We start from the raw sequence: 24,850 nt of genomic DNA, 5'->3' as shown, positions 1-24,850 counted from the left end.
GGGGTACGGTGCTCGGTCTGTCGGGCGGTCCCCCTGGCGGCGCGCGCGGCGTGCCTCCGTCCCGGCGACCCAGGCTACAGGGACGATGGTGATGATGATCCAGACTCTGAGGCCTTCTCCTTCGCTCACCTCCCGAGGGCGCCCCGGCGCGGACGGGAGGCCCGGCTGGGCGGCCGGGGCGACCGGTGCCGTGCTCGCCGCGGCGGTCGGGCTGCTGCTGTGCGGCGGGCTCACCGTCGTCGTGTGGCTGTCGGCCGACACGGGCACCGCAGGAGGTGCGTTGCGCGGTGGCGCGATCGGGTGGCTGGCGGCGCACGGCAGCGGCGTCGCGGTGGGGAACACCGTCATCAACGCCCTGCCGCTGGGGCTGCTCGCCCTGGTCGTGGGGCTGCTGCACGGGGCGGTGGCGCGGCTGGCCGCCGGCTACGGCGTCGCGGACTCGGCGCGCGAGGTGGCGAGCGCGGCTGCGGCCTGCGGGGCGGCGTACGCGGGGATCCTGGCCCTCGTCGCCTGGTGGTCGACGCTGGCGGCGGTGCACGTCGAGCCGTGGCGCGCCGCGATCGCCGGTCTGGTCGTGGGCACGCTCTTCGGGGCGACCGGCTGCGCCCAGGGGACGGGGTTCGCACGACGCCAGTACGAGGCGCTCCCGCCGCTGGGGCGCTCCGCGCTCCAGGGGGCGCTGATCGGAGCCGCGGTGCTGGTCGTCACGGCGGCCCTGCTCGTCCTCGGCGGTCTCGTCGTCCGCCTCGACGCGGCCGGCGCCCTCTGGGACGGGCTGCGGCCGGACCTGCTCGGCGGCCTCGGCCTGCTGCTCCTGTGCCTCCTCGTCCTGCCGAACCTCGTCCTGTGGAACGTCGCCGCCCTCCTCGGCCCGGGGTACGCCGTGGGTGCGGGCACCTCGGTCACGTTGACCTCGAGCACGCTGGGCGCCGTGCCGGGTCTGCCTGTGCTGGCTGCGTTGCCGCCGACGGGTCCGCGGCCGGGATGGCTGATCGCCCTCGCCGCGGTGCCGCTGGTCGCGGGAGCGATCGCCGGGTACGCCGCCGTCACCCCCCGGTCGGGCCGGACGTCGGTGCCCGACCTCAGGACGGCCGTCACCGCGGGAGGCGGCTCCGGAGCCCTGGCGGGATCCGCCGTCGCGGTCGGCCTCCTGCTGTCGGGAGGGGCGATCGGGCCCGGCCGGCTGGGTCACAGCGGCCCTGACGTGGGACTCGCCGTCCCGCTCGCGATCGTCGTCCTCGCCGTGGGCGGCGCGGTCGGGGGCGCGGTGGCGCACTATCGTGGTCGCCGTGGAGCAGACGACGACGCCGCCGCCACCGCGGGCCCAGACACGCCGGACTCCACCCCCGCCGACTGACCGCCCCGCGCGGCTGGTCGTGCTGGTCTCCGGGTCCGGCAGCAACCTCCAGTCGCTCCTCGACGCCTGCGCCGACCCGGCGTACGGGGCCGAGGTCGTCGCGGTTGGCGCCGACCGGGACGGGATCGAGGGGCTGGCGCGCGCCGAGCGTGCCGGTGCGGCGACGTTCGTGCACCGGGTCCGTGACCACGAGGACCGGGCCGGGTGGGACGCCGCGCTGACCGCGAGCGTGGCGTCGTACGAACCGGACCTGGTCGTCTCGGCCGGGTTCCTCAAGCTGGTCGGCGCGGAGTTCCTGGCCGCGTTCGCCGACCGCTACGTCAACACCCACAACTCGCTCCTGCCGAGCTTCGTGGGGATCCACGGCCCGCGCGACGCCCTCGCGTACGGGGTGAAGGTCGCCGGGGCGACGCTGTTCTTCGTCGACGACGGCGTCGACACCGGGCCGATCATCGCCCAGGTCGCCGTCCCCGTGCTCGACGACGACAGCGAGGACACGCTCACCGAGCGCATCAAGGAAGCAGAGCGTCGTCAGCTCGTCGACGCCGTCGGAGCGATGGTCCGCGGAGGGTGGACCATCGCCGGAAGAAAGGTCACCATCGGATGAGCGAGGCCACCCTGGGCGAGGACCGCCGCCCGATCAAGCGGGCCCTGATCTCGGTCTACGACAAGACGGGGCTCGAGGCACTGGCGAACGGCCTGCACGCCGAGGGCGTCGCGATCGTCTCCACCGGCTCCACCGCCGAGCGCATCGCCGATGCGGGCGTGCCCGTGACGAAGGTCGAGGAGCTCACCGGCTTCCCCGAGACGCTCGACGGGCGCGTCAAGACGCTCCACCCGCGCGTGCACGCTGGGATCCTCGCCGACCTCCGGCTCGACAGCCACGTCGAGCAGCTGACCGAGCTCGAGATCGAGCCGTTCGACCTGGTCGTCGTCAACCTCTACCCGTTCCGCCAGACGGTGGCCTCCGGTGCCGCGCCGGACGACGTGGTCGAGCAGATCGACATCGGCGGACCGTCGATGGTGCGGGCGGCCGCCAAGAACCACCCGTCCGTGGCGGTCGTGGTCGACCCGCGGCGCTACGAGACGCTGCTCGAGGCCGTCCGCGGCGGCGGCTTCACGCTTGCGCAGCGCAAGCGCCTCGCCGCCGAGGCGTTCACGCACACCGCGTCGTACGACATCGCGGTCGCCTCGTGGTTCGAGAGCGTCTACGCGCCGCAGTCCGCGCAGCAGTTCCCCGCGTGGATCGGGGGCGACTGGGGCCTCTCGACGGTGCTGCGCTACGGGGAGAACCCGCACCAGGCCGCGGCGCTCTACCACGGCGACCGGGCGGGCATCGCCAACGCGACGCAGCTGCACGGCAAGGAGATGTCGTACAACAACTACGTCGACGCCGACGCGGCGCGCCGGGCCGCGAACGACTTCGACGAGCCGGCGGTCGCGATCATCAAGCACGCCAACCCGTGCGGCATCGCGGTCGGCGACGACATCCTCGACGCCTACACCAAGGCGCACGCGACCGACCCGCTGTCGGCCTACGGGGGAGTGATCGCGGCCAACCGCCCGGTCACCGTCGCGATGGCGGAGAAGGTCGCAGAGGTGTTCACCGAGGTCATCGTGGCTCCGGAGTTCGAGCCGCGTGCGGTCGAGGTGCTGACGCGCAAGAAGAACATCCGCATCCTCGTCGCGCCGCTCGACGAGCACCCGCAGCGCATCGAGCTGCGGCTCATCTCCGGCGGCGCGCTGATGCAGGCCCGCGACCACGTCGACGCGCCGGGCGACGACCCGTCGACCTGGACGCTCGTCGCGGGCGAGCCTGCCGACGAGGCGACGCTCGCGGACCTCGCCTTCGCCTGGAAGGCGTGCCGCACCGTGAAGTCCAACGCGATCCTGCTCGCGAAGGACCGCGCCGCCGTCGGTGTCGGGATGGGGCAGGTCAACCGCGTCGACTCCTGCAAGCTCGCCGTGGAGCGGGCCGGCGAGGAGCGGGCGCGGGGCTCCGTGGCGGCGTCGGACGCGTTCTTCCCCTTCGCCGACGGCCTGCAGGTGCTGATCGACGGCGGCGCCAAGGCCGTCGTGCAGCCGGGCGGGTCCGTCCGCGACGAGGAGGTCATTGCGGCGGCGAACGCGGCCGGCGTGACGATGTACGTCACGGGGTCGCGGCACTTCTTCCACTGACGCACAACCCGACATCAGGACCCGACGTTCCAGCCAGAATCTGGCTGGAACGTCGGGTCCTTTTGTCGGGTCCTGGGTTTCCACAGGGGCTTCAGCGGAGTCGGGCGGACCACGGCAGGATCTGCGGATGCTGGACGACGCGACGCTGCTCCTGGAGACGCAGTGCGGTGTGCTCACCACCGCGCAGGCACTGGCCGTCTTCGGTGAGCGGCTCTTCCGTTCGAACGTCCGTGGCGAGCGATGGCAACAGCCGTACCGCGGTGTCGTCGTCACCCACAACGGCCCGCTGACCGACGCGCAGCGCGAGTGGGCGCACCTGTTGGCCTGTCCACCGGGCACGGTGCTGGGCGGGTTGAGCGCGCTCGAGAAGGATGGGCTGAGCGGATTCCCTCCGAACGCGACGTACGCGGTCGTTCCCGACCACGCACGTCGGCCCGAGCTTGACGGGCTCGTCGTGCACTCCAGCGTCTACCTCGATGAGCGTGACGTCCATCCGCTCCGCACGCCACCGCGGACGCGCACCGCACGGAGCGCGATCGACGCCGCAAGCTGGTCGGACGCGCCGCGTCGAGCGCGTGCGATCATCCTGGCCAGTGCACAGCAGGGACTGATCCGGACGCGCGAGCTGCGCGAGACTCTCCCACGCCGCGGGACCTGCCGGCACCGCGCACTGATCATCGAGTCCTACCTCGACGCCGCCGGCGGGATCCAGTCGTTGCCGGAGCGTGACTTCGACGGTCTCCGTTGCTCGTTGCGTCTGCCGGAGCCGACGCGGCAACGCCCGGTCCGCCGCAAGGACGGCAGGTTCTACCTCGACGTCACCTGGGACGAGTACGACGTCGCCGTCGAGATCCACGGGATCCCGCACATGCGCGTGCTGCAGTGGGACGCGGACCTGCTGCGCGCCAACGAGATCGTCATCGGCGGTCCGAAGCTGCTCATCTTCAGCTCGTACGCGGTCCGCCATGAGCACGCTGTCGTCGCGGACCAGCTCCGCCGTCTCTTCGCAAGCGCCGGCTGGCGGCCCTGACCAACGACCCGACATCACGTCCCGACGTTCTTGTCACCATGTGGCGACAACGTCGGGACGTGATGTCGGGTCCTGCGTCAGAGCGCGTACGGACCGACCTCGGCCCCCGGGAGCGCCGCGAGCAGCGTCCCGGGGACGACCAGCTTCGAGCGGCGCACGCCGGACCCGATCAGCGCCCACTCGATCGCGGCGGCCCGCTCGTCGACGAGGAGGGGCCAGTCCTTCGGGGCGCCGACGGGCGTGATGCCGCCGTACTCCATCGCGCTGGTCCCCGTCGCCCAGTCCATCGGCGCGAACGACAGCTTGCGCACGTCGAGCCGGCGCCGTACTGCGCCGTTGACGTCGGCCCGGGTGTCGGCGCGCACGACGCACGCCGCCGCACGCTCCTCACCGGCGCGCTTGCCGAGCACGACGACGCAGTTCGCCGACGCCTCGAGCGGGACCTCGTACGCCGCGGAGAACGCGGCCGTGTCGGCGAGCCCGGGATCGATCTCGCACACCCAGGCGGTCTCGGCGCCGGATCCGAGGGCGGCCAGCGCGGCGGCGACGGGTTCGGCGAGGAGGTCGGGCCGGTCGAGGGCGGGGACGAGGTCGAGGGTTCCGAGGCGAGGGGTCACCGTCGAATCCTCGCATGGCAGACTTCTCGGAGTGAGCGCACAGATTCTCGACGGCAAGGCGGCCGCCGCCGCGATCAAGGCCGACCTCACCGAGCGCGTCGCCGCACTCGCCGAGCGGGGCGTACGCCCGGGGCTCGGGACGCTGCTCGTCGGCGACGACCCGGGGAGCCAGATCTACGTCGCAGGCAAGCACCGTGACTGCGCGCAGGTCGGCATCGAGTCGATCCGTGTCGACCTCCCCGCCACCGCGACGCAGGCCGAGGTCCTCGAGGCCGTGGCGACGCTCAACGCGGACCCCGCGTGCACGGGCTACATCGTGCAGCTGCCGCTGCCGAAGGGCATCGACGAGAACGCCGTCATCGGCAGCATCGACCCGGCGAAGGACGCCGACGGTCTGCAGCCGACCAACCTCGGGTGGCTCGTCCTCAACGAGCCCGCGCCGCTGCCGTGCACCCCGCGCGGCATCGTCGAGCTGCTCCGCTGGGGCGGCGTCGAGATCGCGGGCGCGCACGTCGTCGTGGTCGGGCGCGGCGTCACGGTCGGCCGCCCGCTCGGGCTGCTCCTGACCCGCCGCTCCGAGAACGCCACCGTCACGCTCTGCCACACGGGCACGCGCGACCTCGCGGCCGAGGTGCGCCGCGCCGACATCGTCGTGGCCGCCGCCGGCGTCCCGTCGATCGTCACCGCCGACATGGTCAAGCCCGGCGCCGCCGTGCTCGACGTGGGAGTGAGCCGCGACGCCGACGGCAAGATCGCCGGCGACGTCGACGCCGGTGTCGCCGAGGTGGCCGGGTGGGTCTCGCCCAACCCCGGCGGCGTCGGCCCGATGACGCGCGCGATGCTCCTGCAGAACGTCGTGGAGGCCGCCGAACGCGCAGCCGGCCTGGCATGACGCGTCCGGAGGGCTTCGTCGCCGGGACGCAGATGTACGTGGCGCTGGTCGGTGCCCTCGTCGTCGGCCTGGTCCTCGTCGCCTTCGGCGCGTGGCGTCAGGGCATCATCCTGCTCGGTGGGGCGCTCGTGGTGGGAGCCGCCGTCCGCGCCGTCCTCCCCGAGACCCGAGCCGGTCTGCTGCGCGTGCGCGGGAGGGTCTTCGACACCGGGTGGATGCTGCTCCTCGGTGCCGCGCTGGTGACTCTCGCGTTCGCCGTCCCCCGCGGAATCGGCGGCTGAGCACGAACGCAGCGCAGGGGGTCGTACGTCGCTAGGCTGCGGCCATGATCCGCCTGCTGATCAACGCTGCCATCGCCCTCGGGTCGAGCGCCGTCGGGATCCTCGTCGCGACGTGGCTGCTGGACGACATGAACGTCGAGGCGAGCGGATTCGTCACCGCCGTCGTCGTGTTCACCCTGGCCCAGGTGATCCTGTCGCCGTTCATCATGAAGGTCGCGGCGCGCAACGCGCCGGCGTTCCTCGGCGGGATCGGGCTGGTCTCCACGCTCGTCGCGCTGATCATCGCCAACGTCTTCACCGACGGGCTCTCGATCTCCGGCGTCGCGACCTGGGTGCTCGCCTCGCTGATCGTGTGGCTCGTGACCGCGGTGGCGGCGTTCTTCCTGCCGATGATCTTCCTCAAGCGCCGCCTCGGCGACGAGCAGGGCCGTCGGCGCGCGGCCTGACGCCGACGCGGGTCCGATGGGAAGGACCAGACGAGAAGGACCCGACGTCCCGGCCCGATGGGCGGCGGGACGACGGGTCCTGTCGTGCGTCAGTGGCTCAGATCAGGCCGAGCTTGGTGACGGCGTCGCGCTCCTCGGCGAGCTCGGCGACCGAGGCGTCGATCTTCGCGCGCGAGAAGTCGTCGATCTCGAGGCCCTGGACGATCTCCCAGTCGCCGTCCTTGGTGACGACGGGGAACGACGAGATGAGGCCCTCGGGCACGCCGTAGGAGCCGTCGGACGAGACGGCCATCGACACCCAGTCGCCGTCGGCGGAGCCGCGCAGCCAGTCACGGGCGGCGTCGATCGTGGCCGACGCGGCCGAGGCGGCCGACGACGCGCCACGTGCCTCGATGATCGCGGCGCCGCGCTTGGCGACGGTCGGGATGAAGTCGTTCTCGATCCAGGCCTGGTCGCCGACGACCTCGGCGGCGTTACGGCCGCCGATCTCGGCGTGGAAGATGTCGGGGTACTGCGTCGCGGAGTGGTTGCCCCAGATCGTCAGCTTGGTGATGTCGCTGACCCTGGCGCCGGTCTTGGCGGCCAGCTGCGAGATCGCGCGGTTGTGGTCGAGACGCGTGAGCGCGGAGAACCGCTCGGCCGGGATGTCGGGCGCGTTGCTCTTGGCGATGAGCGCGTTGGTGTTGGCCGGGTTGCCGGTCACGCCGATGCGGATGTCGTCGGCCGCGTGGTCGTTGAGCGCCTTGCCCTGCGCGGTGAAGATCGCGCCGTTGGCCTCGAGGAGGTCGCCGCGCTCCATGCCCTTGGTCCGGGGACGTGCGCCGACGAGGAGCGCGAGGTTGGCACCGTCGAAGATCGTGTTGGCGTCGTCGCCGATCTCGACCGAGTCGAGCAGCGGGAACGCGCAGTCGTCGAGCTCCATGACGACACCCTCGAGCGCCTTGAGCGCGGGCGTGATCTCGAGCAGACGGAGCTGGACCGGGGTGTCCGGGCCGAGCAGATCGCCGGCGGCGATCCGGAAGAGCAGGCTGTAGCCGATCTGACCGGCGGCGCCGGTCACGGCGACCTTCACGGGTGTTGCGCTCACGACATCTCCTTGGAAGTGCAGGGCGTACGACACGTACGTGCACATGACGCTAGCAAGCCGGGTCCCCACCCCGGTTTGAGGGGTGCGGACCCGGCTGGCGGTGGTCGGGAGGTCGGTCAGGCGGTGGTGTCGCCGACGATGTCAACGTCGGAGCGGTCGACGCCGGTGATGAAGACGAACGTCGCGCCGGCGATGGCCGCCCCGATCAGCGGGGCGACGAAGAAGAGCCACACCTGCGCGAGTGCGTCCGCCCCGGCGAACCACGCCACGCCGAGCGACCGGGCCGGGTTGACCGAGGTGTTGGTGACCGGGATCGAGATGAGGTGGATCAGGGTGAGCCCGAGGCCGATCCCGAGCGGGGCGAACCCGACGGGTGCACGCTTCGAGGTCACGCCCATGATGATGTAGAGGAACATCGCCGTCATCACGACCTCGCACACGAAGCAGGCCCACAGGGCGTACCCGCCGGGTGACCGGTCGTCGTAGCCGTTGGTCGCGAAGCCGCTGTCGACCGCCGAGAAGCCGTCCACGCCGTTGGCGATGACCAGGAGCACGGCCCCTGCGATGCTCGCGCCGACGATCTGGGCCACGGCGTAGGGGAGCACGTCCCGCCACGGGAACCGCTTGGCCACCGCGAGTCCCACGGTGACCGCCGGGTTGAAGTGCGCGCCCGAGATGTGGCCGAGGGCGTACGCGCCGGTCAGCACGGTGAGACCGAACGCGAACGCGACACCGAGGTGCCCGATACCCAGGTTGCCTGCCTCGGGGTTGACGAAGATCGCCCCGAGGACGGCGGCGCCACAGCCGCCCAGCACGAGCCAGAACGAGCCGAGCACCTCGGCGCCGAGTCGAGACCGTAGATCGGGCGTCATCATTCCCCCTACGTTCGCGGCCGTCCCCTGACGGGCCGTCGTCTCGCATTGTGCTCGCCCGGGGCCGCGCCCGCGCGCGACACGCCCGATATGTCTCGGGACGATGAGAATGTCCGACTCGGCCGCTCGGTACGTCGGCGCCGCGGCTCAATCGGCCGGCAGCACCCAGATCGCGGCCGCGGCCCGCAGGCCCAGGTCGGTCGACGACCCGGCGATCTCCAGCGCCAGGGTGCCGGCGAAGTCGTGGCGCTCCAGCAGCGTCAGGGGAGCGTCGAGGAGGACGCCGAGATCGGTGAGGTGGCGCAGGAGGTCGGGATCGGCGTCGGAGACGCGGGCGACGGTGTACGCCGCGGGCTCGTGCGCCTCGCTCAGCCGCACGGCCTCCAGGCCGGGGACGGAGCCGTCCCGCGAGGGGATCGGGTCGCCGTGCGGGTCGCGCGTGGGACGGCCGAGCCGGTCGTCGAGGCGCTCGACGAAGTGGTCCGACACCGCGTGCTCGAGCACCTCCGCCTCGTCGTGCACCTCGTCCCACGCGTAGCCGAGGTAGTCGACGAGGAACGTCTCCAGCAGCCGGTGGCGACGGACCATCTGCACGGCGGCGGCACGACCCGCGTCGCTCAGCGCGATCGTCCCGTACGGCGCGTGGCGCAGGAGGCCTCGGTCGGTGAGGCGGCGCACGGTCTCGGACACCGTCGACGCGGGCTGGCCGAGCTTGGCGCCGAGGGCCTTGGAGGTGACGGGCTCCGTGTCCCACTCCGTCATCGCCCAGATGGCCTTCAGGTAGTCCTGGTGGGCGGGGGAGAGGTCGGACACGGTCACGCCGATCAGCGTAGCGGCGGGGGAGATTTCGGCGTACCGAACTTCTTGCTTCGCCATGGCGTACGATGCCGTCATGGCACCGGAAACCGTACGCCGTGGCGTGACCGGCGTGCTGCGCACCGCGGCGTTCGTCGCGGCGTTCGTCATGGTGGTCGCGGTGCTGTCTGCCTGGCAGGGGTAGCCGCGAGCGGGTGAGCGACTTCACCCTGGAACCACGGGAATTGTTTTCCTCTCCAACTTATTGTGGAAGGGATGCAGCTCACCACCCCCGCACCCCGTCGTACCCGCACGCCGCGCGTCCTCCGCGAGCGGCACGACGGGCGTCCCCACAACCTCGTCCTCGCGCTCCTCGCGCTGGCGCTGGGCGGCTTCGCCATCGGGACCACCGAGTACGTGACCATGGGTCTGCTGCCCGAGATCGCCGACGGCGTCGGGATCTCGATCCCGAGCGCCGGGCACGTCATCTCGGCGTACGCGGTCGGCGTGGTGGTCGGCGCTCCCGTCATCGTGTCGCTCACCGCACGGCTGCCCAAGCACGCGCTCGCGATCGGGCTCGTCGCCGCCCTCGCGCTCGGCAACCTCCTGACCGCGGTCGCACCGTCGTACGAGACGCTGCTCGCGGCGCGGTTCCTGGCGGGGCTGCCCCACGGCGCGTACTTCGGCGTCGCCTCGCTCATCGCGGCCTCGATGGTCTCGCCGCAACGGCGCGGCCGGGCGGTGGCGTCGGTGATGCTCGGCCTGGCCGCCGCGAACCTGATCGGCGTCCCGGCGAGCACGTTCCTCGGTCAGCACCTCGGCTGGCGCTCCGCCTACTGGGTGGTGGTCGGCCTCGCCGTCGTCACGATGGGGTTCATCGGTGCCTTCGTCCCGCAGCAGCAGCGCGACACCTCGGCGACCGTACGGCGCGAGCTGCGCGCCCTGCGCCAGCCCCAGGTCCTGCTGACCGCCGGCGTGGGTGCCGTCGGGTTCGGCGGCCTCTTCGCGGTCTACAGCTACATCGCCCCGATCACGACCGACGTCACCCGCCTCGACGCCGGCTTCGTCCCGTGGGTGCTGCTCGTGTACGGAGTGGGCTCGATCCTCGGCACCGAGCTCGGCGGCCGCCTCGCCGACCACGCGCTGTTCGCGTGGCTCTGCGCCGTGCTGGTGTCGATGGCGCTGCTCCTCGCGCTGTTCGCCTACACCGCTCAGCACGGCATCCTGCTGCTGGTCGGCGTCTTCCTTCTGTCGACGGCCGCGGCGGCTCTCGGTCTGCTGCTCCAGATGCGTCTCATGCAGGTCTCGGGCAGCGCGAAGATGCTCGGTGCCGCGCTCAACCACTCCGCGCTCAACGCGGCGAACGCACTGGGCGCGTGGCTCGGTGGCGCCGCGATCGCCGCCGGGCTCGGCTACCTGTCGACCGCGTGGGTCGGGGTCGGCCTGTCGCTCGCCGGCCTGGCGATCCTCGTCGTGTCGGCGTGGCTCTACCGCGGCGAGCGGCTCTCGCTCTCGCTCGCGCACTGACACACCGCCCGCCCGTCCCCGGACCGGCGACGGGCGGGCGGATGCCAGGCGTCAGGCAGGCACGGGGGCGTGGGCCCCGTTGACGGGTGCTGACTCGCTGAGCCAGACCGTCACGCCCTCCGCGATGCCGCGGTGCAGGGCCTCGTTGCGCGTGAGCTGGACGAGGACCGGATCACCGCCGCCGGTGGGCATGACCTCGAGCCGCACCTCGTACCCGATCCGGGTCCAACGCGACACCGTGCCCGGTACGGCGTCCGGGACGGAAGTCGTGGAGACCTCGATGTCGTGCGGGCGCACGAGGCGGCCACCGAGCGACGTGACCGGACCGAGGAACGACAGCACGAAGTCCGACGAGGGCTGGTCGTAGAGCTCGTCCGGCGTCCCGATCTGCTCGATCCGGCCCTGGTTGATCACCACGATCTGGTCGGCGACCTCCAGGGCCTCCTCCTGGTCGTGGGTCACGAACACGGTGGTCACGTGCACCTCGTCGTGGAGGCGCCGCAGCCAGTCGCGCAGCTCCTTGCGGACCTTGGCGTCCAGGGCGCCGAACGGCTCGTCGAGCAGCAGCACGCTCGGCTCGATCGCGAGCGCACGGGCGAGCGCCATGCGCTGGCGCTGACCACCGGACAGCTGAGCCGGATAGCGGTCGGCGAACTGCTCGAGGTGCACGAGCTCGAGCATCGCGCGCACCCGCTCGGCGACCTGCTCCTTGGACTGCTTGCGGATCTCCAGGCCGAACGCCACGTTGCGCGCGACCGTCATGTGCTTGAACGCGGCGTAGTGCTGGAAGACGAAGCCGACGTTGCGCTTGCGGGCCGGGAGCCGGGTGGCGTCGTTGCCCTCGATCTCGACGGTGCCGGTGTCGGCGTTCTCGAGACCGGCGATGATCCGCAGCAGCGTCGACTTGCCGCCGCCGCTCGGCCCGAGGAGGGCGGTGAGCTGCCCGGTGGGGACCGACAGGTTGATGTCCTCGAGGGCCACGAAGTCGCCGAAGCGACGGCTGACCCCTGCGATCTCGATGCTCATGCTGGGTTCCTTTCGCCTGCGCGGTCCGTCTCGGTGGGCAGGGGTGTGGCGAGCTGCGCTGCCGCGGCTTCGCTGGAGGCGGTGTGGCCGGGCCGGAGGAGCGTGACGACGACCAGGGCCAGGACGGCGGCCGCGGCCAGGACGAACGACGACGCGTACGCGGCGGTCTGCTCGAAGTTCTGGTACTTCTCCTCGACCACGAGCGTGGCCGTCTGGGTCTGGCCGACGACGTTGCCGGACACGATCTTGACCGCGCCGAACTCGCCGAGGGAGCGGGCGAGGCTGAGCACGACCCCGTACACCAGCGCCCACCGCATCGCGGGGAGCGTGATGCGGCGGAAGGTCTGCCACGCGTTTGCCCCGAGGCTGCGGGCGGCCTGCTCCTGCTCCGTCCCGATCTCGGTGAGCACCGGGACGACCTCGCGGATCACCAGCGGCAGCGACACGAAGGCCGTCGCCATGATGATGCCCGGGGTCGCGTAGATGACCTGCAGGCCCGCGTCCTCCAAGGCCGGCCCGAACCAGCCGCTGTTGCCCCCGTAGGCGAGCAGCAGCGCGAGACCCACGACCACCGGCGACACCGACAGCGGCAGGTCGATGAACGCCGACAGGAGCCGGCGCCCCGGGAAGGTGTAGCGGACCAGCAGGATCGAGATGAGGACGCCGAACACGGTGTTGATGACGACGGCCCACGCGGCCACGATCAGCGTCAGCTGGAACGCGTACGCGGTCGTCGGCTCGGTCAGGGCGTCGACGAACGTGCCGAGTCCGTCGGCGAACGCGTTCTTGGCGACCAGGAACACCGGCCACACGATGAGCATCGCCAGGTAGACGAGCACGATCGAGCGCAGGGTGTAGCGGACGAGACGGTTGTCGCTCATCGGCGTGCCACCCTTCGCGCGATGACGTCCAGCACCACGATCGCGATCAGGGCGACCAGGAGAAGCAGCGACGCGACGGAGGCGGCGGCCGCCATGTTGCCGTTCTCGATGTAGGTGAGGATCCGGACCGACGTGACCTCCGTGCGCATCGGCAGGTTGCCCGACAGCAGCACGAGCGAGCCGTACTCGCTGATCGCCCGTGCGAAGGAGAGCGCCGCGCCGGCAGTGATCGCCGGGGTCAGCGCCGGGAGGATGATCCGGCGGAACGTCGTGAACTTGCTGGCGCCGAGCGAGGCTGCGGCCTGCTCGGTCTCTGCGTCGAGCTCGAGCAGGACCGGCTGGACCGTCCGGACCACGAACGGCGTGGTCACGAACAGCAGCGCCAGGTAGACGGCGATGCGGGTGTTGGCGACGTCCACGCCGATCGGGCTGTTGGGCCCGTACAGGCTGAGGAGCACGAGCCCGGCCACGATGGTCGGGAGCGCGAACGGGATGTCGATGATGACCTCGAGGATCCCCTTGCCCCAGAACCGGTCGCGGACGAGGACCCAGGCGATGAGGGTGCCGAAGACGACGTTCGTCAGCGTCACGAGGATCGCCTCGCCGACGGTGAGCTGGATCGCAGCCCACGTCTGCGGCTGGCGGATCGTCTCGACGAACGTGTCCCAGCCACCCTCCGTCGTGGTGAGGACGACGGCCGACAGGGGCAGCAGCACGAGGATGCTGAACCAGATCAGCGCGACGCCCAGCCCGACCCCCGCGGCGGGGGTCAGCGCCGTGGCCGCGCGGGCCCGGCGCCGGGGACCACCCCGGCGCCGAGCCCGCTCGAGAGCGGGAGCCGTCACGACTTGCCCGTCTCCTGCTGGATCTTGGTCACGATGCCGTTGTTCTCGTCGAAGAACTTCTTGTTGATGGCCTCCCAGCCGCCGAGGTCACCGTCGATGGTGAAGAGCTTCGCCGGCGTCGGGAACGGGTTCTCGGGGTCGTTGGCGCCCTCGACGGTGCCGACCTCCACGCTGTCGCTGATCGGGCGGAAGCCCTTCGACACGTACTGCTCCTGGCCCTCGTCGCTGAGGACGAAGTCGAGGAAGTCCTGCGCCTTCGGGTCGGCGTCCTCCAGGACGGCGCCCGGGTTCTCGATGAGCAGGGTCTCGTCCGGGACGACGTACTCGAACTTCTCGCCCTGCTGGCGGGCCAGGATCGCCTCGTTCTCGTACGAGATCAGGACGTCGCCCGTGCCGGCCTGGAAGGCGGCGGTGGCGTCACGGCCCGAGCCCGGGAGTGCGGCCACGTTGTTGAAGAACTTCGTCAGGTACTCGGTGCCGGCGGCATCCCCGCCGTCGTCGGCGGCCTGCTGCCAGCCGGCGAGGATGTTCCAGCGGGCGGCACCCGAGGAGCCCGGGTTGGGCGTGACGATCGAGACGCCCGGCTTCACCAGGTCGTCCCAGGTCTGGATGTTCTTGGGGTTGCCCTCGCGGACGACCAGGACCACGACGGAGTCGGTCACGATGCCCTTGTGCTCGCCGTCGTCCCAGGTGTCGGCGACGAGGCCGGCGTCGACGAGACGGGTGACGTCGGGGCTGATCGAGAAGTGGACGTAGTCGGCCTTGAGGCCGCCGGCGACGGCGCGGCTCTGGTCGCCGGACGCGCCGTACGACTCCTTCCACGTGACGCCCTTGCCCTCGTCGGTCTTCGCGAACTCCTTCTGCGCGGCGTTGTTGCCGGCCTTCGGGACCGCGAACCCGACCAGCGACAGCGTCGTGCTCGAGCTGTCGGCGTCGGCCCCACCGCACGCCGACAGCCCCAGCGCGGCGGCGAGCGCGGTGGTCGCGGCGATCAAGCGGGTGGTCCGCTTACGAGTGAACATGTCGTGCCTTTCGCAGGGGCGCTTGTGCGCTGTTGTGAGTGAGTTACTAATCCCGAGTGGATTACTGGACTATAGCGAGAGAAATCCCCGCTGGCGAGGATTCTCACGATGTGGGCGCGGCTGGAGGAGCCCGAGACGACGGCATCCTGGTGCGCGACGGATCGCGGACCAGGATGCCGGTACAGCGGGCCCTACTGCCGGGTGGCCGTCCAGGGAATCTGGTGGGGCTCGGTCCGGCAGTAGTCGAAGTGGTCCGGATCGGCGTACTCCTCGCTGTAGGAGAAGAGCGCGGAGGCGGCCGAGCCGCCGCGGAACAGCGCCCGGACGTGCGCCCTGCGGTCGTAGTCCGGCTCGTCGTCGGGGAGGTCGACGTACGCCTTCGCCACGCCGTCTGCGCCGATCGCAGCCTCGGGAATCACGACGGTGTCCAGTCGCGCCGGGCGCTGCGTGCCGCCGTCCCACCAGTTCGCGCACACGCCCGGCGCTCGGAGGACCGTGAAGTTGCGCAGCGTCCGCCCGTCGGCGCTCACGGTGAAGCTGATCGGCTCGCCGCCCTCAAGGGTGCCCTTCCAGGTCGTGGCGCGGGGTGCGATCCGGACCTGCGCGGTGCGCGTGCGCGCGGCGCGGGCCTTCGCGGAGAGGGTGAGCGTCCGCGACGCGGTGACGTCGAGACGCACACGGACGAGCACCGTTCGGCTCGTTCCAGGCCGGAGCGCGCCCACGCGCAGCGCGCGCTTGCGGAACGTGAGACCGCTTCGTTTCCCCACCCGTACGCGCACGCCGCGTGCCGTGGCCCGGCTCGCGTTGCGGACCTTCACCTTGATGGTCGCCCAGTGCCCGGGCACGAGGTGACGGTCGCGGTCACGGACGGTCACGCGCGGTCGCGGGCGCGCTCGTGCGCTGCGCTCGCTGACGGCGACCACCGGTGTGCGGACTGCGGGAACGGCGGTCCGTGCCGCCGGTACGGCGGTCGTCGGGGCGGCGGAGGCGTTGGCTGCCTCGACCCCGGGAGCGGCGACGAGGAGCACTGCCGAGGCCAGGGCGGCGAGAAGTCGACGGAAGCTCATCGTGGCACCGTAAGCATGTCGCGGTGTCACGGACCGCTGAATTTTGGCCGGCGGAAGGTCAGGGGAAGACGACCGTACGGGTCCCGTTGAGCAGGACCCGCTGCTCGGCGTGGAGTCCGACCGCGCGCGAGAGCACCCGCGTCTCCACGTCCCGACCCGCCTGGACCAGCGCGGACGGGTCCTGCTGGTGACCGACCCGCGTGACGTCCTGCTCGATGATCGGCCCCTCGTCGAGGTCGGCCGTCACGTAGTGCGCCGTCGCACCGATCAGCTTGACGCCCCGCGCGTGGGCCTGGTGGTACGGGCGGGCGCCCTTGAAGCTCGGCAGGAAGCTGTGGTGGATGTTGATCGCGCGGCCCTCCAGCCGGCGGCACGCGTCGTCGGAAAGGATCTGCATGTAGCGAGCCAGGACCACCAGGTCGATGTCGAGCTCCTCGACGAGGGCGAACATCCGCTCCTCCGCCGCACCCTTGGTGTCTGCCGTGACGGGCACGTGGTGGAACGGCACGTCGTACGACCGGGCGAGCCGCTCGAGCGCGGTGTGGTTCGAGACGACGGCCCCGATCTCGATGTTGAGCGCCCCGATGCTCTGCCGGAACAGCAGGTCGTTGAGGCAGTGTCCCTCCTTCGAGACCATCACCAGCGTCCGGCACGGCGCCTCGGCCACGACCAGGCCCCAGGTCATCGTGTGCCGCTCGGCCACCGGGGCGAAGTCGCTCCGCAGCGCCTCCACCTCGTACGGCTCTCCGACGCTCTCGAAGTGCACGCGCAGGAAGAACCGCCCGCCCGTGGCGTCGGTGAACTGCTGCGCGTCGAGGATGTTGCCTCCGCGGTCGACGATCCACGACGAGATCGCGTGCACCAGACCCGGGCGGTCGGGGCAGGTGAGGGTCAGGACGTACGTGGAGGAGGCGCTGGACATGCCCGCAAGAGTACGGCGCGGCTACCCGGCCGAGACGTCCACCGTCGGCTCCGCGGCCGCCGGGCGGGTCGCGAGGTGCCGCGGCGCCTGGTAGAGCAGCACGGCGACGAGCCCGACCACCAGCACCGCGGCAGGAAGCAGCAGCGACTGGGCCATGGCGGTGCTGAACCCGTCGCGCGCCGCGTCCGGGACAGCACCCGCGGCGCCGGCAGACGCGCCGCCGCTCAGGTGCAGCTCGGCGGTCAGGCGCGCCTCCATGAGAGCTGCGATCGCCGCGCTGCCGAGCACGCCTCCGACCTGCCGCGTCGTGTTGTAGACCCCGGCGCCCGCACCGGCACTGCTCATCGGCAGGTTGCGGGTCGCCGTGGACGCGATCGGTGCCCACATGAAGCCGTTCGCGACGCCGAGCAGCGCGATGGGCAGCAGCACCTGCCAGACGGGGGCGTCGGGGGCGAGCACGACCGCGAGCCAGACCAGCGCGCCGATGAAGGCCGCGAGGCCGGTCCCGGCGAGGATCCGGGGGTGCATCCGGTCGGCGAGACCGCCGACCCACGGCGCCAGGCCGGCGGCGATCACGGCCATGGGGAGCAGGAGCAGGCCGGACTGCGTCGGCGACCAGTCGCGTACGCTCTGGGCCCACAGCATCAGCGGGAACGCCATCGCGGTGATGCCGAAGCCGATCGTGCTGATCGCGAGGTTCGACAGCGAGAAGTTGCGGTCCTTGAAGAGGCTCAGCGGGACCAGCGGCTCGGCGCGGTTGACGGCCTGCCAGACGACGAACGCGACGAGGACCAGCACACCCGCGCCGATGAGCCCCCACACCGTCACGAACCCGGTGATGGTGCCCCAGTCGTACGTCTCGCCCTCCTGGATCCCGTAGACCAGGAGGAACATGCCGACCGCGCTCAGCACGACGCCGAGGATGTCGAACCGGTGCGACAGGGTGGGCAGGTCGGGCACGAGCCGCACGGCGAGCACGAATCCCACGACGCCGACGGGGACGTTGACGAAGAAGATCCACTCCCACCCGAGGGTGTCGACCAGCACGCCGCCGAGGACCGGGCCGACCAGCATCGCGACGCCGGCGACGGCACCCCACAGGCTCATCGCGCGGCCGCGCTTGTCGGCCGGGAAGGTACGGGTGATGACGGCCATCGTCTGCGGCGTCATCATCGACGCGCCGAGGCCTTGGAAGACCCGGGCGACGATGAGCTGCTCGATGGTCCCGGTCAGGCCGCACCACAGCGACGCGGCTGTGAAGAGCACCAGACCGGCGAGGTAGAGCCGCTTCGGGCCGACGCGGTCACCGAGGCGGCCCGTGATGAGGAGCGGCACCGCGTACGCGAGCAGATAGGCGGAGGTGACCCAGACGACCGACGCGACGTCGGCGTCGAAGCTCTCCATGATCGACGGCGTCGCGACCGAGACGATCGTCGAGTCGACGAGGATCATGAAGAACCCGATGACCAGCGCCCACAGGGCGGGCCACGGGGAGCGGGTGGGAGTGTCGGTCACGGCAGGTGAGGCCACGGGAGGTCCTTCGTGCGGAGGCGTTCGAGCAGGGCGTCGATCCAGGCGAGCTCGGAGGCCTGGCGGGTGCGGAGGTAGTCGGCGACGAACCAGTACGCCTCGTGGACGTGGCGTTCTTTGGCCGTCGAGACGACGGTGTCGAGCGCGGCGACCTCGGCGGCGAGGGCGTCGCGGCGTTCGGTCAGCAGCTCGAGGACGGTGTCGAGCGGGAGGTTGTGCGCCTCGCTGAGGGCGAGCGGGAACCGGGGGTACTCGTTGACCGGCACGCGCAGCATCTCGGTGACGGTCTCCCGCAGCGCCGTACGACCCTCGGGCGTCATCGCGTACGTCGTGCGCTCGGGCCGGTTGCCCGCTCGGTCGGTGCCGACGACAGTGACGAGTCCGTCGCGGTGGAGTCGCTCGACCGTGTGGTAGAGCGACCCGGCGCGGACCTTGACGAGCCAGTCGTCACGGCGCTCGAGGAGCAGCTGGTACATCTCGTACGGGTGCATCGGGCGCTCGACGAGGAGCGCGATCGCGGCGAGGCCCAGCGGGGTCAGCGACGACGCCATGGTCGACCCCCTTGTTCCGCACTGATTATTCCGCGTGGAATATACCGCTCCGAGGGTGCAGTGCGCAACCATCGCCACCCGCAAGACGTGCTGTTACGACCACCCTCTGGTCGCAACTGCACGTTCTGACGGCACGTCCTCGGGCGGACGCACGACAGCCCCTCCGCCGTGTCGGCGAAGGGGCTGTCGACGGTGCCGAAACGGCACCGGTGCCTCGGTCAGGCCTGCGCGGAGCCCTCCTGGGCCTGCTGCTCGGCGACCTGGGCGCGGACCTCGTCCATGTCGACCTCGCGCACGGCGTCGATCACCTGGTCGAGCGCCTGCGCGGGCAGGGCGCCCGGCTGGTTGAAGAGGAGGATGCCGTCACGGAAGGCCATCAGCGTCGGGATCGAGGTGATCTGGAGGGCACCGGCGAGGTCCTGCTCGGCCTCGGTGTCCACCTTGGTGAAGCTGATGTCCTCGTTCTTCTCGGCGGCGGCCTCGAAGACGGGAGCGAACTGGCGGCACGGGCCGCACCAGGAGGCCCAGAAGTCCACCAGCACGATGCCGTCGCCGGAGATGGTGTCCATGAAGGTATCGGCGGTCAGGGCAGTGGTTGCCATGTCACGTCCATTTCGATCGGGTACGTCTGGGGTTCTGCCGTGTGTAACGCCGCGGCTCGCCGGGGGATTCCCCGCCGGATCGCTCGGTTCCCGCCAGCGTACGGACCGCCGGGCTCAGGCGTCGGGAGGCGACCCGCCTCCGCTCGGGTACCCGAGCCAGCCTCGTCCGACCCGACCGTGCACGGTCGGGTGAGTGGGGCTTTCCCGGGGTACCCCAGTCGAGGTCAATAAGCGCACGGCGCTCGGCGCGAAAGAAGCGGAGCCTCGTACGCCGTCCACCTGCGATCCGTGCCCGGGTTGCCGCGGCCGGCGCCGAGAAGACGTCCGGGCGAGGGAGGCTACGCGTCCGCGAAGCGGTGAGGGTGGGCCGGATACACGCCCATGACCTGCACCTCGGTCGAGAAGAACGTCAGCTCCTCCAGCGCGCGGGCGAGCGCCGGCTCCTCGGGGTGCCCGTCGACCTCGGCGAGGAACATCGTCGCCGCGAACGTGCCGCCGACCATGTAGCTCTCGAGCTTGGTCATGTTGATCCCGTTGGTCGCGAACCCGCCGAGCGCCTTGTAGAGCGCGGCGGGGATGTTGCGCACGTTGAAGACGAACGTCGTCACCGTCGGCCACTCGCCCGGCGGCGGGACCTCGGGGTGGCGCGAGAGCACGACGAAGCGGGTCGTGTTGTGGTCCTCGTCCTCGACAGTGGTCGCCAGGGTCTCGAGGCCGTACGTCTGGGCCGCGAGCGGCGTCGCGAGCGCCGCCTTCGTCGGGTCGCCCCACTCGGCGACCTCGCGTGCGGCTCCCGCGGTGTCGCCCGCGATCACCGGGGTGAGACCGTGCTCGCGGATGATCCTGCGGCACTGGCCGAGCGCGTGGACGTGGCTGTGGACCTCGCGGATCGTCTCGATCGTCGCGCCGGGGACGGCGAGCAGGTCGAAGTGGATCGGCAGGAAGTACTCGCCGACGATGTGCAGCCCCGACGTCGGGAGGAAGTGGTGGATGTCCGCGACGCGTCCGGCGAGCGTGTTGTCGATCGGGATCATCGCGAGCCCCGCCCGCCCGTCGGTGACCGCGGCGAAGGCGTCCTCGAACGACGCGCAGGCCAGCGGCTCCCAGTCGGGGTAGGCGTCGGCGCACGCGATGTGCGAGTTCGCGCCGGGCTCGCCCTGGTAGGCGATGCGGCGGGGGAGATCGAGGTCCAGGCTCACGGCGCCCATCATCGCACCGGGTGCTTGCGCGTACGGCGAGGGCGGGCCGTCAGGAGACGCGGCGGGCGCCGTCGGCGGGGTCGACGACGAACGTGCGCGGCTCCTTGAACTCGACGCGCGCGAACGCGGCCGCGACCGCCGCGGTCAGGGCGTCGACCCGCTCGGCCTCGACGAGAGCGATCGCGCTGCCGCCGAAGCCGCCGCCGGTCATCCGCGCCCCGAGCGCACCGTGCTCCAGCGCCGTCTCGACGGTCAGGTCGAGCTCCGGCGCGCTCACCGCGTAGTCGTCGCGCAACGACGCGTGCGACGCCGTCATCAACTGGCCGAGCTGCGGCCAGTCACGTGCCGCCAGGGCGCGTACGGCGGAGCGCACCCGCTGCGTCTCGGTGATGACGTGCCGCAGCCGCGCCTTGAGCTCGGGGTCGTCGACCTTCAGGACGGCGTCCGGCGGCGCCTTCGCGAGGACCTCGAGGCCGAGCAGCGTCGCGAGCTCCTCGGTCTGCGCCCGCCGCGCGCCGTACTCGCTGGTCGCCAGGCTGTGCTTCGCCCGCGTGTCGACGACCACCAGCGCGTAGCCGTCCTCGACCCAGTGCGCCGGCACCGGCTTCACGGTCGGCGGGGTCGCGGCGGTCTCGATCAGCAGCGCGTGCCCCTTCTCCCCGCACATCGAGGCGAGCTGGTCCATCGACCCCGTGGGCGCACCGGCGTAGTCGTTCTCGGCCCGCTGGCACAGCAGCGCCATCTCGACCGGGTCGACCTCCCACCCCTCGAGGCCCGCGAGCGCCACCGCGACACCGCACTCGATCGCCGCCGAGCTCGACAGCCCCGCGCCCAGGGGCACGTCGGAGGAGATCACGAGGTCCGCGCCCCCGGTCGTACGGCCCGACTGCGCGAGCGCCCACACCGGCCCCGCGGCGTACCGGCCCCACCCCTCGACGTCCCCCGGGACGGTGTCGGCGCCGAACTCGACCGACCGGTCCGTGATCGACGACCACACGCGGACCCGCCCGTCGGTACGGCGGCGCGCCTTCACCGTGGTCTGCAGGTCGATGGCGATCGGGAGGACGGGGCCGCCGACGTAGTCGAGGTGCTCGCCGATGAGGTTGACCCGCCCGGGAGCCGCCCAGACGCCGATCTCACCGTCGGGGACGGGCTGCGCTGCGGTCATGCGAGCCATCCTTCCGCATGCCGTCTGGCTACGCTGGCAGGGTGGACGAGACCCTGTGGAACGTCGCCCTCGTGCTGGTGTTCATCCTGCTCGGCGGCGTGTTCGCCGCGGCGGAGATGGCTCTGGTCTCGCTGCGCGACTCCCAGCTCCCCGAGATCGCGACCCGCGGCAAGCGCGGGGCGACGGTCGCGCGGCTGGCCTCGGACCCCAACCGCTTCCTGTCCGCGGTGCAGATCGGCGTCACGCTGTCGGGCTTCCTGTCCGCGGCGTTCGGCGGCGCGACCCTCGCGAACGACCTCAGCCCCGTCCTCGAGGACCTCGGCATGTCGTCCGGCGTCGCCTCCGTCGTCGCCCTGATCCTCATCACGGTCGTCATCTCGTACCTGTCGATCGTCTTCTCCGAGCTCACCGCCAAGCGGCTCGCGATGCAGCACGCCGTGACGTTCTCGCTCGCGCTTGCTCCGGGAGTCGACGCGATCGCCCGCTTCGCGACACCGGTGATCTGGCTGCTGTCGGTGTCGACCAACTTCGTCGTGCGGATGCTGGGCGGCGACCCCTCCGCGGCGCGCGAGGAGATCACCGACGTCGAGCTGCGCGGCCTGGTCCAGACGACCCAGGGGCTCTCCGACGAGGAGCGCAGCATCGTGGAGGACGTCTTCGCCGCCGGCGACCTCCAGGTGCGCGAGGTGATGCTGCCGCGCACCGAGGTGGACTTCATGGACGCCTCGCTGCCGGTCTACAAGGCCGTCCAGCTCGCCCGCGAGAAGCCGCACTCCCGCTATCCCGTGATCCGGGGGACCGCCGACGAGATCGAGGGCTTCGTCCACGTCCGCGACCTGTTCGACCCCGGCATGCACGACCGCTCCGTACGCGTCGGCGAGCTCGTGCGCGAGGTCGTGATGATCCCCGGCACGCGTGCCGTACTCGCGGCGATGACCGACATGCGCCGGGCCAAGATCCACCTCGCGATCGTGCTCGACGAGTACGGCGGCACCGACGGCATCGTCACGCTCGAGGACCTCGTCGAGGAGCTCGTCGGCGACATCCGCGACGAGTACGACACGGTCGACGCCGAGACCACCCGCCTCCTCGGGGGCGCGATCGAGGTCGACGGGCTGCTCAACCGGGACGCGTTCGCGGACGAGACCGGCATCGAGCTGCCCGAGGGCCCGTTCGAGACCGTCGCCGGCTACGTCGTGGCGCGGCTGGGCCGGATCCCGGAGGTCGGGTCGTCGGTACGCATCGACGCGCACCGCCTGACCGTGACCGCGATGGACGGGCGGAGGGCCTCGCGGCTGCGGGTCGAGCCGGAGCCCGACGAAACCCGCTCGACCGGGCTGGCAGAATCGGAGCATGCCTGACGCCACCTCCGCCCGCCGTGTCCTCTCCGGGATCCAGCCGACCGCGGCCTCGTTCCACATCGGCAACTACCTCGGGGCACTGCGGCACTGGGTGGCGCTGCAGGACGGCTACGACGCGTTCTACTTCATCCCGGACATGCACGCGATCACGGTCGACGTGGAGCCCGCGGTCGTCCACGACCGGACCTACCGCGCCGCCGCGCAGCTCATCGCGCTCGGCCTCGACCCGCAGCGCAGCACGCTGTTCGTGCAGAGCCACGTCCCCGAGCACGCGGAGCTGGCCTGGGTCCTGAACTGCCTCACCGGCTTCGGTGAGGCGCGCCGCATGACCCAGTTCAAGGACAAGTCGGCCAAGGGCGGCGTCGAGCAGGCCTCCGTCGGTCTCTTCACCTACCCGATCCTGATGGCGGCCGACGTGCTGCTCTACCAGGCGGACGGGGTGCCGGTCGGGGAGGACCAGCGCCAGCACCTGGAGCTGACGCGCGACCTCGCGCAGCGCTTCAACAGCCGCTACGGCGACACGTTCACGGTGCCCGAGCCGTTCATCGTCGCCGACACCGCGAAGATCCTCGACCTGCAGGACCCGACCATCAAGATGAGCAAGTCGGCGTCCTCCCCGAAGGGCATCCTCGAGATCCTCGAGGAGCCGAAGGCCGCCGCGAAGAAGATCCGGTCGGCCGTCACCGACTCCGGGACCGAGGTGCGCTTCGACGCCGCGGAGAAGCCCGGTGTGTCCAACCTGCTCTCGATCTACTCCGCGCTCACCGGCCGCACGGTCGACGACATCGTCGCGCAGTACGCCGGGGGACAGGGCTACGGCGCGTTCAAGGTCGACCTCGGCGAGATCGTCGCCGACTTCGTCGCGCCGCTGCGCGAGAGGACCGACGCGCTGCTCTCCGACAAGGCGGAGCTCGACGCGATCCTGCGCGACGGAGCACAGCGCGCCCGCGAGGTCGCGTCGAAGACTCTCGGCGACGTCTACGACCGCGTGGGCTTCGTCCGCGCCCGCTGAGTCTCGTTCTCCTCGCGCGTCGACCGACGGGGGCGCGCTGGCGCTAGGGTGGGCGCCATGCCCACGATCGGCGTCGCCATCCCCGTCCCCGAACCCTGGGGAAGCGAGCTGCGCGAGCATCGCGCGGACTTCGGCGACACCCAGGCGGCGCTGATCCCGTCGCACGTGACGCTGCTCCCGCCGATGGACGTCCCCGACCACGCGTTGGAGACCGTCTACGCCAAGCTTGCGGTGGACGCGACCAACATCGAGCCGTTCGTGATGCGGCTGCGCGGCACGGGCACCTTCCGCCCGGTGTCGCCGGTGGTGTTCATCGCGGTGAGCGAGGGGATCTCGAGCACCGAGCAGCTCGCCAAGCACGTGCGCGACGGGCTGCTCGACGAGGGCGAGCTCGAGTTCCCGTACCACCCGCACGTGACGGTCGCGCACCACCTGAGCGACGAGGCGCTCGACCGGGCGTACGAGGTCCTCTCCGACTTCGCCTGCGAGTTCGAGGTGCGGGCGTTCGCGGTCTACCGGCACGATGACGAGGCGGGCTGGGTCCCGTACCGGGAGTTCGAGCTGGGCTAGTGCGCAACGCGC

At 71.5% G+C, this 24,850-nt stretch carries 26 protein-coding genes; 11 read left to right on the top strand and 15 right to left on the bottom strand.

Annotated features, from left to right (window positions below):
- The first annotated feature begins 94 nt into the window (after nucleotides 1-94).
- The 4 genes from ACQSSQ_RS12120 to ACQSSQ_RS12105 all read left to right on the top strand — a co-directional run bounded on the left by ACQSSQ_RS12120 (nucleotide 95) and on the right by ACQSSQ_RS12105 (nucleotide 4,565).
- Complete coding sequence (locus ACQSSQ_RS12120) at nucleotides 95-1,357, top strand: cell division protein PerM (RefSeq protein ID WP_431327333.1); 1,263 nt, start codon at nucleotides 95-97, stop codon at nucleotides 1,355-1,357.
- Nucleotides 1,358-1,376: 19 nt separating this feature from the next.
- Nucleotides 1,377-1,964, top strand: a complete 588-nt coding sequence (purN, locus tag ACQSSQ_RS12115; protein ID WP_431327995.1) for a phosphoribosylglycinamide formyltransferase — start codon at nucleotides 1,377-1,379, stop codon at nucleotides 1,962-1,964.
- The gene (gene purH / locus ACQSSQ_RS12110; protein WP_431327332.1) at nucleotides 1,961-3,535 is read left to right on the top strand and encodes a bifunctional phosphoribosylaminoimidazolecarboxamide formyltransferase/IMP cyclohydrolase; all 1,575 of its coding nucleotides are present in this window, start codon (nucleotides 1,961-1,963) and stop codon (nucleotides 3,533-3,535) included. Before purN ends, purH begins: the two co-directional genes overlap by 4 nt.
- Before the next feature lie 127 nt (nucleotides 3,536-3,662).
- Nucleotides 3,663-4,565 carry a hypothetical protein gene (locus ACQSSQ_RS12105; protein WP_431327331.1) on the top strand — a complete coding sequence of 301 codons (903 nt, stop codon included), beginning with the start codon at nucleotides 3,663-3,665 and terminating at the stop codon, nucleotides 4,563-4,565.
- A gap of 77 nt (nucleotides 4,566-4,642) precedes the next feature.
- Here the strand turns inward: ACQSSQ_RS12105 and ACQSSQ_RS12100 are convergent, their stop codons facing one another.
- Entirely contained in the window at nucleotides 4,643-5,182 is a 540-nt protein-coding gene (locus ACQSSQ_RS12100) for a YbaK/EbsC family protein (protein ID WP_431327330.1), read from the bottom strand.
- Between the two features lie 31 nt (nucleotides 5,183-5,213).
- On the opposite strand from ACQSSQ_RS12100, the gene ACQSSQ_RS12095 reads away from it, so the two are divergent.
- From ACQSSQ_RS12095 to ACQSSQ_RS12085, 3 genes are read left to right on the top strand one after another with little or no spacing between them, the layout of a single operon-like run.
- Nucleotides 5,214-6,074, top strand: a complete 861-nt coding sequence (locus ACQSSQ_RS12095; protein ID WP_431327329.1) for a bifunctional methylenetetrahydrofolate dehydrogenase/methenyltetrahydrofolate cyclohydrolase — start codon at nucleotides 5,214-5,216, stop codon at nucleotides 6,072-6,074.
- Nucleotides 6,071-6,355: a DUF3017 domain-containing protein gene (locus ACQSSQ_RS12090; RefSeq protein ID WP_431327328.1), complete on the top strand. Its 285-nt coding sequence runs from the start codon at nucleotides 6,071-6,073 to the stop codon at nucleotides 6,353-6,355. Before ACQSSQ_RS12095 ends, ACQSSQ_RS12090 begins: the two co-directional genes overlap by 4 nt.
- A 44-nt stretch (nucleotides 6,356-6,399) precedes the next feature.
- Entirely contained in the window at nucleotides 6,400-6,801 is a 402-nt protein-coding gene (locus ACQSSQ_RS12085) for a phage holin family protein (protein WP_431327327.1), read from the top strand.
- A gap of 97 nt (nucleotides 6,802-6,898) precedes the next feature.
- Here the strand turns inward: ACQSSQ_RS12085 and ACQSSQ_RS12080 are convergent, their stop codons facing one another.
- The 3 genes from ACQSSQ_RS12080 to ACQSSQ_RS12070 all read right to left on the bottom strand — a co-directional run bounded on the left by ACQSSQ_RS12080 (nucleotide 6,899) and on the right by ACQSSQ_RS12070 (nucleotide 9,579).
- The gene (locus ACQSSQ_RS12080; protein ID WP_431327326.1) at nucleotides 6,899-7,888 is read right to left on the bottom strand and encodes a malate dehydrogenase; all 990 of its coding nucleotides are present in this window, start codon (nucleotides 7,886-7,888) and stop codon (nucleotides 6,899-6,901) included.
- Nucleotides 7,889-8,004: 116 nt separating this feature from the next.
- On the bottom strand, nucleotides 8,005-8,760 hold the full coding sequence (gene aqpZ / locus ACQSSQ_RS12075; RefSeq protein WP_431327325.1) for an aquaporin Z: 756 nt from the start codon (nucleotides 8,758-8,760) through the stop codon (nucleotides 8,005-8,007).
- Nucleotides 8,761-8,907: 147 nt separating this feature from the next.
- Nucleotides 8,908-9,579, bottom strand: coding sequence for a metal-dependent transcriptional regulator (locus ACQSSQ_RS12070; protein ID WP_431327324.1), 672 nt, complete (start codon nucleotides 9,577-9,579; stop codon nucleotides 8,908-8,910).
- A gap of 252 nt (nucleotides 9,580-9,831) precedes the next feature.
- On the opposite strand from ACQSSQ_RS12070, the gene ACQSSQ_RS12065 reads away from it, so the two are divergent.
- Complete coding sequence (locus tag ACQSSQ_RS12065) at nucleotides 9,832-11,082, top strand: MFS transporter (RefSeq protein ID WP_431327323.1); 1,251 nt, start codon at nucleotides 9,832-9,834, stop codon at nucleotides 11,080-11,082.
- 51 nt (nucleotides 11,083-11,133) lie between these two features.
- Here ACQSSQ_RS12065 and ACQSSQ_RS12060 read toward each other — a convergent pair whose 3' ends face one another.
- From ACQSSQ_RS12060 to galK, 11 genes are all read right to left on the bottom strand, one after another.
- Nucleotides 11,134-12,108, bottom strand: a complete 975-nt coding sequence (locus ACQSSQ_RS12060; RefSeq protein WP_431327322.1) for a sulfate/molybdate ABC transporter ATP-binding protein — start codon at nucleotides 12,106-12,108, stop codon at nucleotides 11,134-11,136.
- Nucleotides 12,105-12,989: a sulfate ABC transporter permease gene (locus ACQSSQ_RS12055; protein WP_431327321.1), complete on the bottom strand. Its 885-nt coding sequence runs from the start codon at nucleotides 12,987-12,989 to the stop codon at nucleotides 12,105-12,107. The genes ACQSSQ_RS12060 and ACQSSQ_RS12055 overlap by 4 nt, the downstream gene beginning before the upstream one ends.
- Entirely contained in the window at nucleotides 12,986-13,834 is an 849-nt protein-coding gene (gene cysT / locus ACQSSQ_RS12050) for a sulfate ABC transporter permease subunit CysT (protein ID WP_431327320.1), read from the bottom strand. Before cysT ends, ACQSSQ_RS12055 begins: the two co-directional genes overlap by 4 nt.
- Nucleotides 13,831-14,856: a sulfate ABC transporter substrate-binding protein gene (locus ACQSSQ_RS12045; protein WP_431327319.1), complete on the bottom strand. Its 1,026-nt coding sequence runs from the start codon at nucleotides 14,854-14,856 to the stop codon at nucleotides 13,831-13,833. Before ACQSSQ_RS12045 ends, cysT begins: the two co-directional genes overlap by 4 nt.
- Nucleotides 14,857-15,047: 191 nt before the next feature.
- Nucleotides 15,048-15,923: a COG1470 family protein gene (locus ACQSSQ_RS12040; RefSeq protein ID WP_431327318.1), complete on the bottom strand. Its 876-nt coding sequence runs from the start codon at nucleotides 15,921-15,923 to the stop codon at nucleotides 15,048-15,050.
- Nucleotides 15,924-15,981: 58 nt separating this feature from the next.
- Nucleotides 15,982-16,845, bottom strand: a complete 864-nt coding sequence (purU, locus tag ACQSSQ_RS12035) for a formyltetrahydrofolate deformylase (RefSeq protein WP_431327317.1) — start codon at nucleotides 16,843-16,845, stop codon at nucleotides 15,982-15,984.
- 21 nt (nucleotides 16,846-16,866) lie between these two features.
- Complete coding sequence (locus ACQSSQ_RS12030) at nucleotides 16,867-18,375, bottom strand: DHA2 family efflux MFS transporter permease subunit (RefSeq protein ID WP_431327316.1); 1,509 nt, start codon at nucleotides 18,373-18,375, stop codon at nucleotides 16,867-16,869.
- The gene (locus ACQSSQ_RS12025) at nucleotides 18,357-18,926 is read right to left on the bottom strand and encodes a PadR family transcriptional regulator (RefSeq protein ID WP_431327315.1); all 570 of its coding nucleotides are present in this window, start codon (nucleotides 18,924-18,926) and stop codon (nucleotides 18,357-18,359) included. Before ACQSSQ_RS12025 ends, ACQSSQ_RS12030 begins: the two co-directional genes overlap by 19 nt.
- A gap of 218 nt (nucleotides 18,927-19,144) precedes the next feature.
- Nucleotides 19,145-19,528 carry a thioredoxin gene (gene trxA, locus ACQSSQ_RS12020; protein ID WP_431327314.1) on the bottom strand — a complete coding sequence of 128 codons (384 nt, stop codon included), beginning with the start codon at nucleotides 19,526-19,528 and terminating at the stop codon, nucleotides 19,145-19,147.
- Nucleotides 19,529-19,866: 338 nt separating this feature from the next.
- Complete coding sequence (locus tag ACQSSQ_RS12015; protein WP_431327994.1) at nucleotides 19,867-20,721, bottom strand: prephenate dehydratase; 855 nt, start codon at nucleotides 20,719-20,721, stop codon at nucleotides 19,867-19,869.
- A 55-nt stretch (nucleotides 20,722-20,776) separates the two neighbouring features.
- Nucleotides 20,777-21,895, bottom strand: a complete 1,119-nt coding sequence (gene galK, locus ACQSSQ_RS12010; protein WP_431327313.1) for a galactokinase — start codon at nucleotides 21,893-21,895, stop codon at nucleotides 20,777-20,779.
- Between the two features lie 41 nt (nucleotides 21,896-21,936).
- Between galK and ACQSSQ_RS12005 the strand changes: the two genes are divergently transcribed.
- The 3 genes from ACQSSQ_RS12005 to ACQSSQ_RS11995 are packed head-to-tail and all read left to right on the top strand — an operon-like array spanning nucleotide 21,937 to nucleotide 24,838.
- Nucleotides 21,937-23,256: a hemolysin family protein gene (locus ACQSSQ_RS12005; RefSeq protein ID WP_431327312.1), complete on the top strand. Its 1,320-nt coding sequence runs from the start codon at nucleotides 21,937-21,939 to the stop codon at nucleotides 23,254-23,256.
- Nucleotides 23,249-24,268, top strand: coding sequence for a tryptophan--tRNA ligase (gene trpS / locus ACQSSQ_RS12000; RefSeq protein ID WP_431327311.1), 1,020 nt, complete (start codon nucleotides 23,249-23,251; stop codon nucleotides 24,266-24,268). The genes ACQSSQ_RS12005 and trpS overlap by 8 nt, the downstream gene beginning before the upstream one ends.
- A 57-nt stretch (nucleotides 24,269-24,325) precedes the next feature.
- Nucleotides 24,326-24,838: a 2'-5' RNA ligase family protein gene (locus ACQSSQ_RS11995; RefSeq protein ID WP_431327310.1), complete on the top strand. Its 513-nt coding sequence runs from the start codon at nucleotides 24,326-24,328 to the stop codon at nucleotides 24,836-24,838.
- Nucleotides 24,839-24,850 lie beyond the last annotated feature (12 nt).

This window comes from Mumia spirodelae, assembly GCF_050632745.1.
GTDB lineage: Bacteria > Actinomycetota > Actinomycetes > Propionibacteriales > Nocardioidaceae > Mumia.
The sequence above is the reverse complement of the archived record's forward strand: the minus strand, read 5'-3'. Positions and strand labels throughout refer to the sequence as shown.